At 66.1% G+C, this 15951-nt stretch carries 13 protein-coding genes; 7 read left to right on the top strand and 6 right to left on the bottom strand.

What is annotated here, in order from left to right; all coding sequences use genetic code 11:
* Positions 1 to 77: 77 nt before the first annotated feature.
* Entirely contained in the window at positions 78 to 1049 is a 972-nt protein-coding gene (locus NG696_RS17055; protein WP_252576222.1) for a DNA-3-methyladenine glycosylase family protein, read from the bottom strand.
* A 130-nt stretch (positions 1050 to 1179) separates the two neighbouring features.
* Here NG696_RS17055 and NG696_RS17050 point away from each other — a divergent pair, with 130 nt between their 5' ends.
* From NG696_RS17050 to NG696_RS17030, 5 genes are all read left to right on the top strand, one after another.
* Complete coding sequence (locus NG696_RS17050; protein WP_252576221.1) at positions 1180 to 1572, top strand: VOC family protein; 393 nt, start codon at positions 1180 to 1182, stop codon at positions 1570 to 1572.
* A gap of 43 nt (positions 1573 to 1615) precedes the next feature.
* Entirely contained in the window at positions 1616 to 3001 is a 1386-nt protein-coding gene (locus NG696_RS17045) for a cystathionine beta-synthase (RefSeq protein WP_252569692.1), read from the top strand.
* A gap of 13 nt (positions 3002 to 3014) precedes the next feature.
* Positions 3015 to 4178, top strand: a complete 1164-nt coding sequence (locus NG696_RS17040; RefSeq protein WP_252576220.1) for a cystathionine gamma-synthase — start codon at positions 3015 to 3017, stop codon at positions 4176 to 4178.
* 78 nt (positions 4179 to 4256) lie between these two features.
* Positions 4257 to 4745, top strand: coding sequence for a winged helix-turn-helix transcriptional regulator (locus NG696_RS17035; protein WP_252569689.1), 489 nt, complete (start codon positions 4257 to 4259; stop codon positions 4743 to 4745).
* Complete coding sequence (locus NG696_RS17030) at positions 4742 to 6064, top strand: MFS transporter (protein ID WP_252576219.1); 1323 nt, start codon at positions 4742 to 4744, stop codon at positions 6062 to 6064. The genes NG696_RS17035 and NG696_RS17030 overlap by 4 nt, the downstream gene beginning before the upstream one ends.
* 106 nt (positions 6065 to 6170) lie before the next feature.
* On the opposite strand, the gene NG696_RS17025 is transcribed toward NG696_RS17030, so the two are convergent.
* Positions 6171 to 9332 (bottom strand): glycoside hydrolase family 2 TIM barrel-domain containing protein, encoded by a 3162-nt coding sequence (locus NG696_RS17025; RefSeq protein WP_252576218.1) that lies wholly within the window; start codon positions 9330 to 9332, stop codon positions 6171 to 6173.
* Positions 9333 to 9505: 173 nt separating this feature from the next.
* Here NG696_RS17025 and NG696_RS17020 point away from each other — a divergent pair, with 173 nt between their 5' ends.
* Positions 9506 to 10117, top strand: a complete 612-nt coding sequence (locus NG696_RS17020; protein WP_252576217.1) for a TetR/AcrR family transcriptional regulator — start codon at positions 9506 to 9508, stop codon at positions 10115 to 10117.
* Positions 10118 to 10244: 127 nt separating this feature from the next.
* Here NG696_RS17020 and NG696_RS17015 read toward each other — a convergent pair whose 3' ends face one another.
* Genes NG696_RS17015 through NG696_RS17000 form a run of 4 tightly spaced genes read right to left on the bottom strand, consistent with a single transcriptional unit; the run spans position 10245 to position 14828 of the window.
* A complete protein-coding gene (locus NG696_RS17015; RefSeq protein ID WP_252576216.1) occupies positions 10245 to 11453 on the bottom strand; it encodes an acyl-CoA dehydrogenase family protein in 1209 nt (402 codons plus the stop codon).
* A 9-nt stretch (positions 11454 to 11462) separates the two neighbouring features.
* Positions 11463 to 12989: an APC family permease gene (locus NG696_RS17010; protein ID WP_252576215.1), complete on the bottom strand. Its 1527-nt coding sequence runs from the start codon at positions 12987 to 12989 to the stop codon at positions 11463 to 11465.
* 31 nt (positions 12990 to 13020) lie between these two features.
* Positions 13021 to 14232 (bottom strand): glutathionylspermidine synthase family protein, encoded by a 1212-nt coding sequence (locus NG696_RS17005; RefSeq protein WP_252569670.1) that lies wholly within the window; start codon positions 14230 to 14232, stop codon positions 13021 to 13023.
* A gap of 2 nt (positions 14233 to 14234) precedes the next feature.
* A complete protein-coding gene (locus tag NG696_RS17000) occupies positions 14235 to 14828 on the bottom strand; it encodes a Tat pathway signal protein (protein WP_252576214.1) in 594 nt (197 codons plus the stop codon).
* 172 nt (positions 14829 to 15000) lie between these two features.
* Here NG696_RS17000 and NG696_RS16995 point away from each other — a divergent pair, with 172 nt between their 5' ends.
* Positions 15001 to 15654, top strand: a complete 654-nt coding sequence (locus NG696_RS16995) for an MOSC domain-containing protein (RefSeq protein ID WP_252576213.1) — start codon at positions 15001 to 15003, stop codon at positions 15652 to 15654.
* Positions 15655 to 15951 lie beyond the last annotated feature (297 nt).

The raw sequence follows: 15951 nt of genomic DNA, 5'->3' as shown, positions 1-15951 counted from the left end.
GAAAGCCACGAAAACGGACGACGTAAGTCCCGCGTGAACGGACACTTGCGGCCCTGAGCGCTAGAACCCACCGGCGGTCAGTGCCGGCGGTGGTCCTGGATGGTCATCCGCGGCCCGAACGTCGGTTTGCGGAAGCCGCTCAGGCCGATCATCCGGACCACCCGCTGCCGGTGCCCGGTCCACGGCTCAAGCAAGGCCAGCATGCCGGCGTCGTCGGTCCGGCGGCCGGTGAGCGCGGCGCCCACATAGGCGGCGAGGTGGTAGTCGCCCACCGCGATGGAGTCCGGGCAGCCGTGGGTCCGCTGCACTACTTCGGCCGCGGTCCACACCCCGATTCCGGGAATCACCTGCAGCTTTGCTGCCGCCTCCGCGGACGGAAGGGCGGCCAGCCGTTCAAGCGCGACGGCGGATCGCAGCGCCCGCATAACGGTCGCCGAACGCTGGGGTCCCACGCCGGCCTGGTGCCATTCCCACGAGGGGATGCGCAGCCACTGCTCAGGGGTGGGCTGGAGGCGGAGCCCTTCCGGCGCCTCGCATCCGGCCGCCGGAGCCGGCGAGCCGAACCGGTACATCAGGTACCGGTAGCCGCGGCGGGCCTCAATAACGGTGACCTTCTGCTCGAGGATAGTGGGCACGAGGCAATCAACCACCCGCCCGGTGGAGGGCAGCCTTAGAGCGAGGTTCCGGCGTCGGGCGTCACGGACCAGCCGGGGGAGCGTGGCTTGGAAGGCCGGCTCGTCAAACGCCGACCAGTCGTCCTCGGCGCCCAGCAGCCGGGGCACCCCGGCGAGTCCGGCGGCGGAACCGGGACCCCAGGCCAGGGCATCAACAGCCCCATCCGCAGCAGCGGTGAGGCGCAGCGTGACCGGGCCATCCGGCGTCGTAAACGCAGTCCATAACCCGTCAGGCCGGAACGAAAACGACGGATCTCCGGTACCCCGCAGGAGCGTTCCCAGCGTCTGCTGCAGGCTGTACGGGCCGTCCGGATGCCAGCGCAGGGACGCATCCGCGGCGGCGGCAAGCCGGGCCGGAGCGTCAAGGATGGTCATGTATTCATGGTCCCACGGCGGGCTGGCAACGCAGCGTCCGGAGCCCTTTCAGACCGAAGTTGCCAGGACTAGACTCCATCGTGTGGCGCGGGGACTCCGCGTCTTCCCCTCGCATTCAAAGGAGCATGCTGTGGCTGGAGTTGTGCACTTCGAAATCCCCGCCGATAACAAGGAACGCGCCAACACCTTTTACCAAAGCGCGTTTGGCTGGACCCTGACCCCCATGCAGGAGATGGACTACACGATCGCCATCACCACGCCGTCGGACGAACAGACGGGCATGCCAAGCGCGCCAGGGGCCATCAACGGGGCCCTGTTCCCCCGCGCGGACAACCTCAAGACCCCCGTCATCACCATCGATGTGGAGGACGTGGACGCCGCACTGGCGCAGGTCGAATCCGCTGGAGGTACTGTCGCCCAGGCCAAGGACGCCATTCCGGGAATGGGCTATTACGCCTATTTCAAGGACACCGAAGGCAACACCATGGGCCTCTGGCAGACAGATTCCTCGGCAGGGAGCTGAGCCCCGGGCAGGACCTGCGGCGGCAGGCGGTAACTTTGTACCTATGAAGTACGCGCAGTCCGTCCTGGACCTCATCGGTAACACGCCGCTCATCAAGCTCAACCACGTGACGGAAGGCCTCAAAGCAACTGTCCTGGTCAAGCTGGAATACATCAATCCCGGCGGCTCCATCAAGGACCGCATCGCGGTGAAAATGATCGAAGAGGCCGAACGGACGGGCAAGCTCCTGCCCGGCGGGACCATCGTGGAGCCGACGTCGGGCAACACCGGCGTGGGCCTGGCGCTCGTCGCCCAGCAAAAGGGCTACAAATGCATCTTCGTGGTGCCGGATAAGGTGGGCGAGGACAAGCGCGCCGTGCTTCAGGCATACGGCGCCGAAGTCGTGGTCACGCCCACGTCCGTGGCCCCAGACAGCCCGCAGAGCTACTACAGCGTCTCGGATCGATTGGTCACGGAAGTTCCGGGCGCCTACAAGCCCGACCAGTTCTCCAACCCGGCCGCCCCCGGCAGCCACTACGAGACCACGGGGCCGGAGATCTGGCAGGACACGGACGGCCGGGTCACGCACTGCGTGATCGGCGCCGGCACCGGCGGCACCATCACGGGCACCGGCCGTTTCCTCAAGGAGATCTCGGCGGACCGTGCGGAGGCCGACGGCGGCCGGGTCAGGATCATCGGGGCGGACCCCGAAGGTTCGGTCTACTCCGGGGGTACCGGGCGCCCGTATTTCGTCGAGGGCGTGGGCGAGGACATGTGGCCGGCCAACTACGACAAATCCGTCCCGGACGATGTCATTGCCGTCTCCGACGCCGATTCCTTCGCCATGACCCGGCGGCTGGCCCGCGAGGAAGGGCTGCTGGTGGGCGGCTCGTCCGGCATGGCGGTGGTGGCTGCGCTGCAGACCGCCCGCGACCTCCCGGAAAGCGCCGTGGTGGTGGTCATCCTCCCGGACTCCGGCCGCGGCTACCTGGCCAAGATCTTCAACGACCAGTGGATGCGTTCCTACGGTTTCCTCTCCGGCGGCGAGGAAGCGTCCGTGGGCGAGGTCATCAAGTCCAAGACCGGCGAGCTGCCGGACCTGGTGCACATCCACCCCAACGAGACCGTCCGCGACGTCATCAACATCATGAACGAGTTCGGCGTCAGCCACATCCCGGTCCTCTCGCAGGAACCGCCGGTGGTGATGGGCGAGGTCCTCGGCGCCGTGGACGAACGCACCCTGACCTCCAAGCTGTTCCGCGGCGAGGCCAAGCTGACGGACAAGATCTCCGAGCATATGGGCCCCAGGCTGCCGGTCATCGGCTCGCTGGAAACCATCTCCGCAGCCCGCGAGCTGCTCTCCGACGTGGACACCGTGATGGTGACGTTCGTCGGCGCCCCGGTGGGAATCCTCACCCGCCACGACCTCCTCGCCTACCTCAGCAACTAGCTAAAGGAACTCCATGTCTGTTTCTGAAAACCAGGGTTTCAACACGCGCGCCGTCCACGCCGGCCAGGCCTTCGAACCACGCACCGGCGCTGTGGTCCCGCCGGTGCACTTCAGCTCCACATACGCCCAGGACGGTATCGGTGGGCTCCGCGACGGCTACGAATACGGCCGCGGCACCAACCCCACCCGTGACGCCCTGCAGGAGCAGCTCGCGGCGCTCGAAGGCGGAAGCCACGCGTACTCCTTCAGCTCCGGCCTCGCGGCGGAGGACTCCCTGATCCGGGCGCTGACTAGGCCCGGCGACCACATTGTGCTCGGCAACGACGCCTACGGCGGCACGTACCGGCTGATCAACCGCGTGCTCGGCGACTGGGGGATCGGCAACACCCCCGTGGACATGGCGGACCTGGACGCGGTCCGCAAAGCCGTGGCCGCGAACAAAACCCGCTTCGTCTGGGTGGAGACGCCCTCCAACCCGCTGATGAAGATCACCGATATTGAGGCCCTCGCCGCGGTAGCGCACGACGCCGGGGCCCTCCTCGTGGTGGACAACACCTTCGCGTCGCCCTACCTGCAGACCCCCCTCGCCTTGGGTGCCGACGTCGTGGTTCACTCCACCACCAAGTACATCGGCGGACACTCCGATGTGGTGGGCGGCGCCATCGTGGTCAACGACGCGGAGCTTGCCGAGAAGATCGGCTTTGTCCAGTTCGCGGTGGGAGCGGTGTCCGGCCCCATGGACGCGTTCCTCACCACCCGCGGCCTGAAAACCCTCGGCGTGCGCATGGACCGGCACAGCGACAACGGCCAGGCCGTGGCCGAATGGCTGCTTGAGCGCCCCGAGGTGGAGGCCGTCCTGTACCCCGGCCTGCCCTCCCATCCCGGCCATGAGCTGGCGAAGAAGCAGATGAAGAAGTTCGGCGGCATGGTGTCCGTCCAGTTCAAGGGCGGCGAGGCGGCGGCCCGCACGGTCGCGGAAAACACGTCGGTGTTCACGCTGGCGGAGTCCCTGGGCGGCATCGAATCGCTGATGAACTACCCGTCCGAGATGACCCACGCATCGGTCAAGGGCACGGAACTTGCTGTTCCGGTCAACCTGATCCGGCTCTCCTGCGGCATCGAGGACGTGGAAGACCTCATCGCCGACCTGGAGCGGGCCTTCACCTTCCTCAAGTAGCGCCGCGCTCCAGTAACACCGCGCTCGCCAACCAGAGGCACCCTGGCTTTCTTCAAGAAAGTTAGCTAGGGTGCCTTTATGGTACTCCGCTCCGACTGGTCCCAGCGCAACTGCAGCATGGCACGCGGTCTCGACATATTGGGTGACCCCTGGAGCATGCTGGTGCTCCGCGAGGTCTTTTTCGGCAACGGGCGCTTCGACGCCATGAAGTCCCGGCTCGCTGTCGCGGACTCGGTGCTCACCAGGCGTCTGGCGGGTCTCGTGGAGTCCGGGCTGCTCGGGAAGAAGGCGTACGACGACGGCGGCCGCCCCCGCCAGGAGTACGTCCTGACTCCTAAGGGTGAGGACGTCCTCCCGGTGCTGAACGCCGTGGTCATGTGGGCGGAAAAGCACCTCCCGGCACCCTCTGACCAGGCCCACATGTTCGTGATCCATTCCGGCTGCGGCCAGCGGACCAGCTCCGCGGACACGTGCACCGGCTGCGGGGAACGGCTCACGGCCGCGAACACCAGCTGGCACAGCCTCACCCGGACGGACGCGCCCGTGCAACTGGCCACCGCCGCATGAGCGCCACCGAAACCACCCGCCGCCGACTCCTGCACCCCGCCTGGACCGTCGCGGCTGTCGCCTTCCTGGCCCTTGTGGGAGCCGCCGGATTCCGTGCTGCCCCGGGTGTCCTCATGGTGCCGCTGCAGCAGGAGTTCGGCTGGTCCACCACCGTTCTGTCCGCAGCCGTCAGCATCAACCTGGTGCTGTTCGGCCTGACCGCCCCCTTCGCCGCGGCCCTGATGGAACGGTTCGGGATTCGCGCCGTAACCGCCACCGCCTTGGTGATGATCGGCGCCGGCAGCGCGCTTACGGTTCTGGTCACCGAGTCCTGGCAGATTCTCCTGACCTGGGGCCTGCTCATCGGCCTCGGCACGGGCTCCATGGCACTCGTCTTCGCCGCCACCATCGCCAACACCTGGTTCTCCAAGAGCCAGGGCCTGGTGATCGGCATCCTGACCGCCGGCAGCGCCGCGGGCCAACTGGTGTTCCTGCCGTTCATCGCCATGCTGGCCCAGGACCCGGGCTGGCGGCAGGCATCGCTGCTGATCGCCGCCGGCGCCCTCGCGGTGGTTCCGCTGGTGCTGAAGTTCCTCAAGAACTCACCGGCCGACGTCGGCGCCTTGCCTTACGGTGAAACGGCACCTGAGGAGGGAACGGTTGGGTCCCCTGCTGCGGCAGCGGACCCCGTCGAAAGCGGACGGAGCAGCAACGCCGCAGTGCGCGCCCTCCAGGTGCTCAAACAGGCCAGCAAAGTGCGGACATTCTGGGCGCTAGTGGCGGGCTTCGCGATCTGCGGGGCAACCACGAACGGGCTGATCGGCACCCACTTCATCCCCTCCGCCCACGACCACGGCATGCCCGAAACCACCGCGGCCGGGCTGCTCGCCGTCGTCGGGATCTTCGACATCCTGGGCACCATCGCTTCCGGCTGGCTGACCGACCGGTACAACCCCAAAATCCTGCTGGCCGTGTATTACCAGTTCCGGGGGATCGGCCTGCTGGTGCTGCCGCTGCTCCTGAGCGCCACCGTCCAGCCGAGCATGATCGTTTTTGTGGTGATCTACGGCCTCGACTGGGTGGCGACTGTACCGCCCACCGCGGCAATCTGCCGGAAAACGTTCGGCGCGGACGGCAGCGTGGTGTTCGGCTGGGTGTTCGCGGCGCACCAACTGGGCGCGGCCGCTGCTGCCCTCGGCGCCGGAGCCATCCGGGACGCCACCGGCCAGTACACCTACGCCTGGTTCGGCGCGGCGGCCATGTGCACCATCGCCGCCGTGATCAGCGCGACCATCCGCAAGGACGCAGGCCAGAAGGAGCCGGTGGCCGTGGCGGCTTGAGCTGGACCGCCGGATCGCCCGACTTCCGGGCCGCGGTGAGGCAAATGCAAGGGCCGGGCTCGCAGAGTGTGCGTGCCCGGCCCTTGCCTTTCCCCGTTCTCGGTGGCTACCCGGCCGTCCCGATGCGTAGCGTCAGTGTGCGGGCCTCCGGACGAAGGGCGAAGTCCGGCCAGACGTCCGGGCCGCAGGCCCGTGAGCCCAAACCATGCTGGGCAGCGTCCAGGTAGAGGTAGCTGTGCTCGCTCGGAGGCAACTCGTGGGGATGGGCCGCGGCGCTGACCTCCTGTGCGGTGTGACGGGCCAAGGTGAAACCGGGCCGGCGCCCGCGGGCATCCGCCACCGTGTCGATCTTCAGCCAGGGCGCACCCGCATTGTTCAGGTCGAGTGAACGTACGGCACTGCGGTGCCCGCTCTCCTGGGGCTTCGCATACGGCATCGTGAGGTCTTCGATGGCCGCCGAATACCGCCCGATCAGTGCCGCGTGCATGCTGTCCGGATACGATTCCCGGGGTCCGGCGCCGAACCAGGAGGCGCCGTCGACGGAGCCGGGCAAATCGAACCTGACCCCGATGCGGGGCCAGATCATGTTCCAGCCCGCGCTGGGGACGATGTCCAGGCGCAGCCACAGCTCCCCGTCCGCGAGCTGCCACTGCTCTTCGACCGTCACCGAGTCTGCGCTATCGGCCGGCGCATACCGTGTCCGGACCGCCACGCCTGAATCGTTCGCCGAGATCATTTCCACCCGGGCCGTCAGGCGGTCCAGGCCCGCTTTGCGCCAGACCGCGGCCGACGGCGGGGCGGGCTCACCGTTTCCGTTGTTCAGCCAGGGGTCGCCCAGATCGTAACTGCCGTGGCCCGCTCCGCCGTCGTTATCCGTCGGTGCGCGCCAGAGCTCCAAGCGGGGACCGGCTACGGACAGGCCGCCCAGCGACACGAGCCGGCCCTCCTCGAAGACCGCGGGTCCGAGGGTTACCGTTCCGGTTCCCGAGGATTCGGCACCCGCAGACTCGGCCCCCAAGGAGCCGGAACGGCCGACTGAAGCCAGCGGGCGCGGCGCCTGAACCGGTGCCGCAGGCGGCGTGAGATCCAGCTGGGCGGCTGAAATCACGTGTCCGGCGGGAGCCCAATCGGTGTCTTTGCGAAGAACAGCTTCAACGGTGAGCCAGTGCTCTCCGTTGCTGGGGACGGCGAGCGTGGGCAGCTCCAGCTGCGCCGATTCGCCTGCCGCAAGAGCCTTGCCCGACGTGCCGGCCACTGCCAGTTCGCCCGAGTCGCTGCGGATGCCGTCCACTTCAGTCCGCCACTGGAACACAACGTCGGACGTGTCCGCCGAGTGCCGCAGATTGGTGACCGTGATGAACCGCCGGGCACCGCCGTCGTACGTTGTTCCCACGGGCACCTCGGTGCCGAAGCGCAAACGGATCGGCGCCACGATCTGCTTGTATTCGAACAGTCCCGGGCTCGGCGTCGAATCGGAGAGGACCATTCCGTCCATCACGAAGTTGCCGTCGTGGATGACCTCGTTGAAATCGCCGCCGTAGGCGAAGAATTCGGTTCCGTCCTCCGTACGTGTGCGGATGCCGTGGTCCCGCCATTCCCAGACGAACCCACCGTGCAGTCGGGGGTAGCGGTCAACGAGGTCCTCATACTGGTCGATGGCGCCGGGGCCGTTGCCCATCGCGTGAACGTATTCGCACAGGATGAAGGGTTTGGTCCGCTGGCGTGCCGACTCGGCGGCCGAACAGCCGAGCAGCAGCGAGCCGGAGTCGTCCCGTCCGATCGCCTCGGTCTCGGGAACGGAGGAGTACATCCGCGAATACACGTCCGTGTAGGCGCCGCTGTAGTCGCCCTCATAGTGGACCGGGCGTCCGGTGTCGCGGGCATGGGCCCACGCGGCCATTGCGGCGAGGTTGGCGCCCGTGCCGGCCTCGTTACCGAGCGACCACATAACAATGGAGGGGTGGTTCTTGTCGCGCTCGATGGTGCGCTCGATGCGGTCCACGAAGGCTTCGCGCCAGGCGGGATCGTCGCTGGGATTGCCGGCCCATTGCTGGGCATGGAATCCGTGCGTTTCGAGGTCGCACTCAAGCACCACCCAGAACCCCATTTCATCGGCCAGGTCCAGCAACCGGGGATGGGGCGGATAGTGGCTGGTGCGGATCGCATTGACGTTGAACTGCTTCATAAGGGCCAGATCGGCGCGGGCAGATTCTTCGTCGAAGACGCGGCCCCGGTCGGGATGGGTCTCATGCCGGTTCATGCCGTGGAACACCACCCGCCGGCCGTTCACCAGAAAGCGGTCCCCCACGATTTCCACCGTGCGGAAACCGAGACGAAGGGAGAGCGTTTCGGCAGCGCTGCTCACCGTTGCGTCATACAGCCGCGGGATCTCGGCAGACCACGGTTCGACGGCGTCGATCGCCACCGGGGCAACGTCCGCCGCGGAGGTCCACGTGACGTCCACGCCCAGCTCCGGCACGGACAGCGTCACCGGAAAGGCGTCACCGTCTGCCGTGATTTCAGGGTCAATGGTGCCGGCGCCGGAATCACCGGAGCCGCTGAACGAGGTGCGCAGCCAGACGTCGTCGATGCCGCCCGCCGGCCGTGCCTGCAGCGTCACGTCGCGGAAGATGCCAGGCAGCCACCACTGGTCCTGGTCCTCAAGGTAGCTCGATGCCGACCACTGGTGCACGCGCACGGCCAGCACGTTCGATCCCGGACGCACCGCGTCCGTTACGTCGAACTCCTGAGCCAGCCGGCTACCGACCCCGACGCCGATCGGCACCCCGTTGACCCATACCTTGTATCGCGATTCGACGCCGTCGAACCGCAGCAGGATCCGCTCGGCTTCGGACCATGTCTCCGGGACGTCGAACGTGCGACGGTAGTCGCCGGTGGGATTCTCATCGGGGACGTTGGGGGCATCGGTGGGGAAGGGAAAGCGGACATTCGTGTAGATCGGCCGCCCATAGCGACCGGCGCCTTCCAGTACCCAGTGGGCCGGGACGGCGATCTCGTCCCATGCCGAGTCATCGAAAGCCTCCTCGGCGATGCCTTCCACAGCCTCACCGGCGGGCAGGGCGCCGCGGCCCCCGGGGGTCCCGGGTGCGCCGGCCAGGAGCCTGAAGCGCCAATTGCCGTTGAGTGACTGGGTGGGAGCATTGCTGTGCAGCCAGGAGCGGCCGGCTGTCCGCCTGCCCGAACCCGGTCCGCGGTCGATGATGTAGGAAACATCGGCGGTGCGCCCGGATGCTGTGGACTGGGACATTACTTGACTGCTCCTTCTGTAAGCCCGCCGCGCCAGAAGCGCTGCAGGACCACCATGGCAAGACTGTGAGGTCCGACACGTGGGGGACCGATACGAGAAAGGCTAACATAAAATTCGAGTAGTCACTCGAGTTTTGAATTTATCCCGCATATCCGCCTGTACACTGGCTTGCCATGACCACAAACGAGGCGGGCCGGCCGTCCCGGCGGGGACCATACGCGAAGTCGACGGAACGCCGTCACGCGATCCTTGGTGCCGCGCACGCCGTGTTTGCGGCCCGCGGGTACCGCGGGGGCTCCCTGCAGGATGTCGCCGACCTCGTCGGAATGAGCCAGACGAGCCTCTTGCATTACTTCCCGTCGAAAAGCGATCTGCTTCTGGCCGTGCTCAACTGGCGCGACTCGAATACCGGCGATGGCACCACACCTCCCGATCCTGAGGAAGCGCTCGTTGACGCGGTGATCCGCCAGGCACGCTTCAACGAAGAGATCCCGGGCGTCATTGAGTTGTACACCGTGCTGTGCGCGGAATCCGTCACGGACGGCCATCCGGGGCGTGAATTCTTCACGGAACGATTTGAACGGCTGCGGCGGAGCTACACCCGGCGGTTCACGCAGCTCGCCGAGGAAGGCCGGCTGCGTCCCGGTGTGCAACCGGAAGCCGCCGCGGCATCATTGATTGCCCTGTGGGACGGCATCCAGACGCAGTGGCTGTTGTCGCCCGACAGCGTCGATATGGCAGGGTGCCTGCGTGGCTACCTTGAGCTGGTCATCCTGCCCGAATAACCAACGCGTATATGACCCCCGGCCAGCTCCATCGGGTCGAACGAGCCCCAACTGAGTAGCACTAACTGTCGTTATGAGCCCTCAAAACGACACTTACTGCTACTCAGTTGGGGAGGGGCGGGCGGGCTTACCGGAACGCGCCGAGACCGGTGATGTGTTGACCAAGGACGAGCATGTGGACCTCATCGGTGCCCTCGTAGGTGCGGACTGACTCCAGGTTGGCTGCGTGCCGGAGCGGCGAATAGTCCAGCGTGATGCCGTTGCCGCCGAGGATGGAGCGGGCTTCCCGGGCGATCTTGATGGCCTCGCGCACGTTGTTCAGCTTGCCAAGCGAGATCTGCTCGGGCCGCAGCTTCCTTTCGTCTTTGAGGCGCCCCAGGTAGAAGGCCAGCATGGTGCCCTTCTGGATCTCCAGCAGCATGTTCACGAGCTTTTCCTGCGTCAGCTGGTACCCGGCCAGCGGCTTGGCGAACTGCAGCCGGTCCTGGGAATAGGCCAGGGCCGCTTCGTAGGAATCACGCGCGGCGCCCATGGCACCCCAGACGATCCCGTAGCGGGCCTCGTTCAGGCACGTAAACGGCCCGCGCAGGCCCAGCGCCGCTGGCAGCATGGCCTCCGGTCCCAGCCGGACGCCGTCGAACACCACATCGCACTGGATGGAAGCGCGCATGGACAGCTTCTGGGCAATGGGAGTGGCGGTCACACCCGGCGTTCCGGCCGGCACCAGGAAACCGCGGACGCCGTCGTCGGTTTTGGCCCACACCACCATCACGCCAGCCACGGACGCCAGCCCGATCCAACGCTTGGCACCGTCAAGGACCCAGCCGGCGCTGTCCCCGGAACCGTCCCGGCGGGCGAAAGTGGTCATGGAGGACGGGTCGGAGCCCGCTGTGGGTTCGGTCAGGGCGAAGCAGCCGATCACTTCACCGGCGGCCATCCGGGGGAGCCACTCCTGCTTCTGGTCCTCCGAACCCCACTTGTGGATCGCCGTCATGGCCAGGGACCCCTGCACCGAGACGAAGGTCCGGATCCCGGAATCGCCGGCCTCAAGTTCCATGGCGGCCAGACCGTATTCGACGGCGGAGCGGCCGGGGCAGCCATAGCCTTCCAAGTGCATCCCCAGGACGCCCAGCTCGCCAAGTTCGGGAGCGAGCTCCAGCGGAAAGACGGCGTCGTCATACCAGCGGGCGATGTTTGGTTTGATCCGCTGGTCGGTGAAGTCTCGGATCCGCTGCTGGAGTGCCCGCTCGTCAGCGCTCAGCAGCGCATTAAGGGCCAGGACGTCGGACGGGTCCGGTGTAGGGGGCACTTCGGCGGTGACTTCAGCGTCGCTCATCTGAGTATCTTAGGCCGACGTCGGTGTGGCAGCCCCCGACGCCGGCTTCCCGGTGAAGTACTCCCGCGTTGACGGCAGGAACCGGCAGACAACGGCCAGGACAACGCCCAAGGCCAGGAGTACCACGCCGCTGACAAACGCCCCGCCGACACCGAAGATCTGCGTGTCACCGTACGCCGGATCCCACATCTGGACAGCGGAAATGAAGAACGCCGCCGTCAGAATCAGTGCCCCGAGCAGCGGAAGGATGCCACGGAACCAGAGGTTGCGGGCCGATTCCCTGAAAGTGCCCCGGAAATACCAGAAGCACGCGAAGCCCGTCAGCGCGTAGTAGAACGCGATAAACAGGCTGATGGCGCTGATGGAATCGGAGAGCAGGTTTTCGCTGAGGAAGCTCATGGCCACGTAGTACACCACGGCCGCTGCGCCCATGACCTGGGTGGAGAATCCGGGGGTCTGGTTGCGGGTATGGACTTCGCCGAACTTCGGCGGCAGCGCGCCGTGCACACCCATCGACAGTGTGCCGCGGGCCGTAGGCAGGATGGTGGTCTGCGTGGACGACAGGACCGAAGCCAGCACGGCCACCACAATCAGCCAGCCCCACGGACCCAGGACCACGTCCTTCATGGCCAGGAAGACGTCGGACTGGTTCGCTTCGTTGCCCAGGCCAATGCCCTCGGTACCCACGGTGGCGTACATCATGACCAGGAGGGCCACCGAGACGTAGATGGCCACCAGGACAAAGGCCGAAATAACAGCGCCGCGGCCGGGAGTGACTGACGGGTTTTCGGTCTCCTCGTTCACCGCGAGGCAGGTATCCCAGCCCCAGTAGATGAACAGGGCAAGGAGCGAACCGTGCACCACGGCGAAGGGGTCAGCAAAGGCTCCGGCCGGGTTGAACCACTCGAAATCGAACGCCTGGCCCTCCGGAGCCCCGCCCGCGATCCGCACTATGATGGCCAGCGCGAAGATGCCCAATGAAACGTACTGCACGTAGGTCAGGACCCTCTGGACGTGTTCGCCCAGCCTGATGCCCCGGTAGTTCACCAGGGTCATAAAAACAATGAACAGCACACCGGTGGCTGTGACCACCACCTTGTTTTCTGCCACTGAGCCGTCGCCGATCAGCAGCCACAGGTACTGTCCTGCCACCTGTGCCAGGTTGGCCAGGACCACGATGCCGGCCAGGGCAACACCCCAGCCGCCCAGCCAGCCTGCCCAGGGACCGAACGCCCGGCGGGACCAGGTGAACGTGGTGCCGCAGTCCGGCATGGCGCTGTTCAGCTCACGGAAGGCGTAGGCGATGAACAGGACGGGGATGAACCCGAGGACCAGGATCAGGGGAGTGTAGGTTCCGTTGACGGCGACGATCAGGCCCAGCGTGGCGGCCAGCGAATACACGGGCGCGGTGGAGGCGAGGCCCAGCATGACCGAGTCGCCGAGGTCCAGGATTCCCGCGTGGAGCCCCTTGGCGGGGACGGCACCGCCGGAGGGTCCGCCGGAACCGCCGCCCGCCGTCGTCGTCTCCGCACTCATACTGTCACCGGGCTCGGGAAGGTCAGGGGGCTCATAGTGCGATACCTGCTTTGCTGGAGTGGGCCTGCGCTGAAAGCGGCGCCGGGGCGTCGATGGTGTTGGGCACAAAACGGCAGAAATAGTCGGTGATGGGGCCGTCCGATTCCCGGATCCCGCAGCCCACGGATTCGCCGTCCACCACCCACAGGCCAAGGACGGGGTGGTTGCCGTCGAAGTCGGGCAGCGCATGGAACTGCTGGTAGCACCAGCCCTCACGGCCGTACCCGCCGGGCTGCTCCAGGCTGATGCCCGGGGCATGGATCTTGATGTTGTCGCCTTCGCGGCCATGCAGCGGCTTGGCCACCCATTCCTTCAGGGGACCTGGCTCGTTGAGGTAGGCGGGCAGCAGGTTGGGGTGGTCCGGGTACAGGTGCCACAGCGCGGCCAGCAAGGCCTTGTTGGAGAGCAGCATCTTCCACGCAGGCTCCACCCAGCGGGGATTGTGTGCGCGCTGCAGCAGCCGGTGCCCGAACGGCTCCTTCATCATCAGCTCCCAGGGGTACAGCTTGAACATGGTGCTGATCATGAAGTTGTCCAGGTCCACAAAGCGGTTCAGGTTGGGATCCCAGCCGATATCGGACATGTTGATGCCGATGGTGGTCCAGCCCGCCTGGCTGGCCACGTCACGCATGTATCCGGCCGTCATCCAGTCCTCGCCGGACTCCTCAGCCTCGGAATGGGCTATGTGGAGCGTGCTCATGCCGGTGCGGTACTGCATCTTCTTCCACTGCCGGATCAGAGCCTCATGGATGCCGTTCCACTGGTCCTTTTCCGGGAACACGTCCTGCAGCCAGAACCACTGCGCGACGGCGGCCTCGATCAGGCCGGTGGGGGTGTCGGCGTTGTACTCCAGCATCTTGGCCGGTCCGCCCTGGCCGTCATAGATAAAGTCGAAGCGCCCGTAGACATCCATGTCCGCGGCCTGCAAAGACTCTGCCGCGAGCTCCAGTGCCTGCGGGCCGATGCCGATGTTCCCCATGGCGCCCGTGGCCAGGAATTTGGCTGCCTCCAGGCACATCTTGTGCATGTCCTCGGCCGTGACCTCCAGCGTCTCCACCTCGTCCATGGTGAATTCGTAGTAGGCGGCCTCGTTCCAGTATTCGATCTTCTTACCGTCGGGCATGGTGGTGGTGGAGAAGACCAGGCCCTGCTCTTCGATCTTCTGCTTCCAGTCGGGCCTGGGCTCCGATAACAACCGCTTCACGCCTAGCCCCCCGTGCTTCCGCCTTTGGAGCTGCTGCCAAAGCCGCCCCTGCTGACCGTTCCGCCCTTGGTGCTGTACCCGGTGGAAGCCTTGGCACCGCTGGGGATGGTGCTGGTGTAGCTCGGGTACGAGGACCGGTTCTGGCCCACCCCGGGAACGCTGGCGCCGCGGGAGTAGAAGTACCACGCGTAGAGTGCACCACTGCGCCCAGCCGAACTGTTGCACTGCGTGTCCTCCACGCGCTCGCCGGTTTCGTCGTTGAAACAGACCTGGGCGTAGTCGGCCTCATCCTGGTTGCTGGCCACGACGGCGGTGATGGTGCCAGCAAGGAGGGCCGTGACTCCCAACCCCACCACTACGGTCCGCCGCTGGGAACGCTTCTTGCGCGCGGCCGCATCATGGGTCTGGCGCTCGCGGTCCCGGGCGAAGGGATCAACCGTGGGAATGGGTTCATTCAGGAGTTCAGGACGCAGCTCCGGCTTGGGAACCTGCCACGGCGGCGGCTTCGGCGCCCCCTGGTCCTTGCCTTGACCGTTGCCGTGGTCTTTGGCCGGGTCTTTGTCCGGACCGTTGCCTTGGTCCTTTTCCGGGTCCATGACGTCCCCCCTTGGTAGTCCATGCTGAATGTGGGCGCAGCTGTGCGCCGGAAGCTCAATCCTGAAATCAGCGTAGTCTCTGCCCGGTCCGGCTGCGAGCACGAAACGGGAGAGAACTGCCCATCTCCGGTTCCAACGGTGGCTGTAACGCCGGGAACCCTACACTGGAGCCATGGAAACCGCATCAGTGCTAGCCGTCTGCCGTGTCCACCAGCTCCTTCCCGATGAAGGCAGCGTGGGAGTCACCGCCATCGATAAGCGGCCGGTGGAAGGTCCCGTTAAAGTACACAAACTCGGCCTCCACGGTGACGTCCAGGCGAGCCGGGTCCACCATGGCGGGGAGGACCAGGCCATCTACGCCTACTCCCAGGATGATGCCGACTACTGGGCGAAGGAGCTTCAGCGCGACCTCCCGCCCGGGATATTCGGGGAAAACCTTCGAGTGGCCGGCATCGAGACCACCGGGGCAGTGATCGGGGAACGCTGGAAGATCGGGTTCGACGTCGAAGTTGAAGTCACTTCGCCGCGCGTCCCGTGCGCCGCCTTCCAGCGTCGGATGGGGGAGCCGCAATGGGTCAAGCGCTTCACGGAAGCGGGCCGGGTTGGTACCTACCTGCGCGTGATCCGCACCGGCACTGTCCAGGCGGGCGACCACATCCACCGGCTTTTCGTGCCGACCCACGGCATCACCATCGGAAAGTGGTTCAGCGAGCCTGACCTTGAGTCTATGGAAGCGTTGCGGGATGCCGACGCCGACGGTGAGATACGCCTCCAGTCCGAGTATCACGACACCTTTGAGGCGCTGCTGCGGCGGCTGGGACGGTAGCGTCACGGCCATAGCCGGATGGAACTCGACGACCATGTGCGCAAGCTCACCGCCGCCGTCGTACGTTCAATTAGCCGCAAAGCGGATCTGTACCTTACACTTGAAACATCCCCCACTCCGGAAATCCCTTATTCCTGCCCAATTTTTGAGGCAGGACTGGCAAGTGTTGGGGCCCGCTAATGTGATGCGGGCATTTTCATAGGGAGAGCCGGCTAAAGAAAACGCTGTACAGACTGCTGGGATAGCAGCCAAGAGATGCAGCGGGAAGTCCTGCCACGGGATTGCGAAAGCGCCGGA

Source organism: Pseudarthrobacter cellobiosi (assembly GCF_023913755.1).
Classification (GTDB): domain Bacteria; phylum Actinomycetota; class Actinomycetes; order Actinomycetales; family Micrococcaceae; genus Arthrobacter; species Arthrobacter cellobiosi.
Note: the sequence above shows the minus strand (reverse complement) of the source record. Positions and strands in the feature narration are given on the sequence as shown.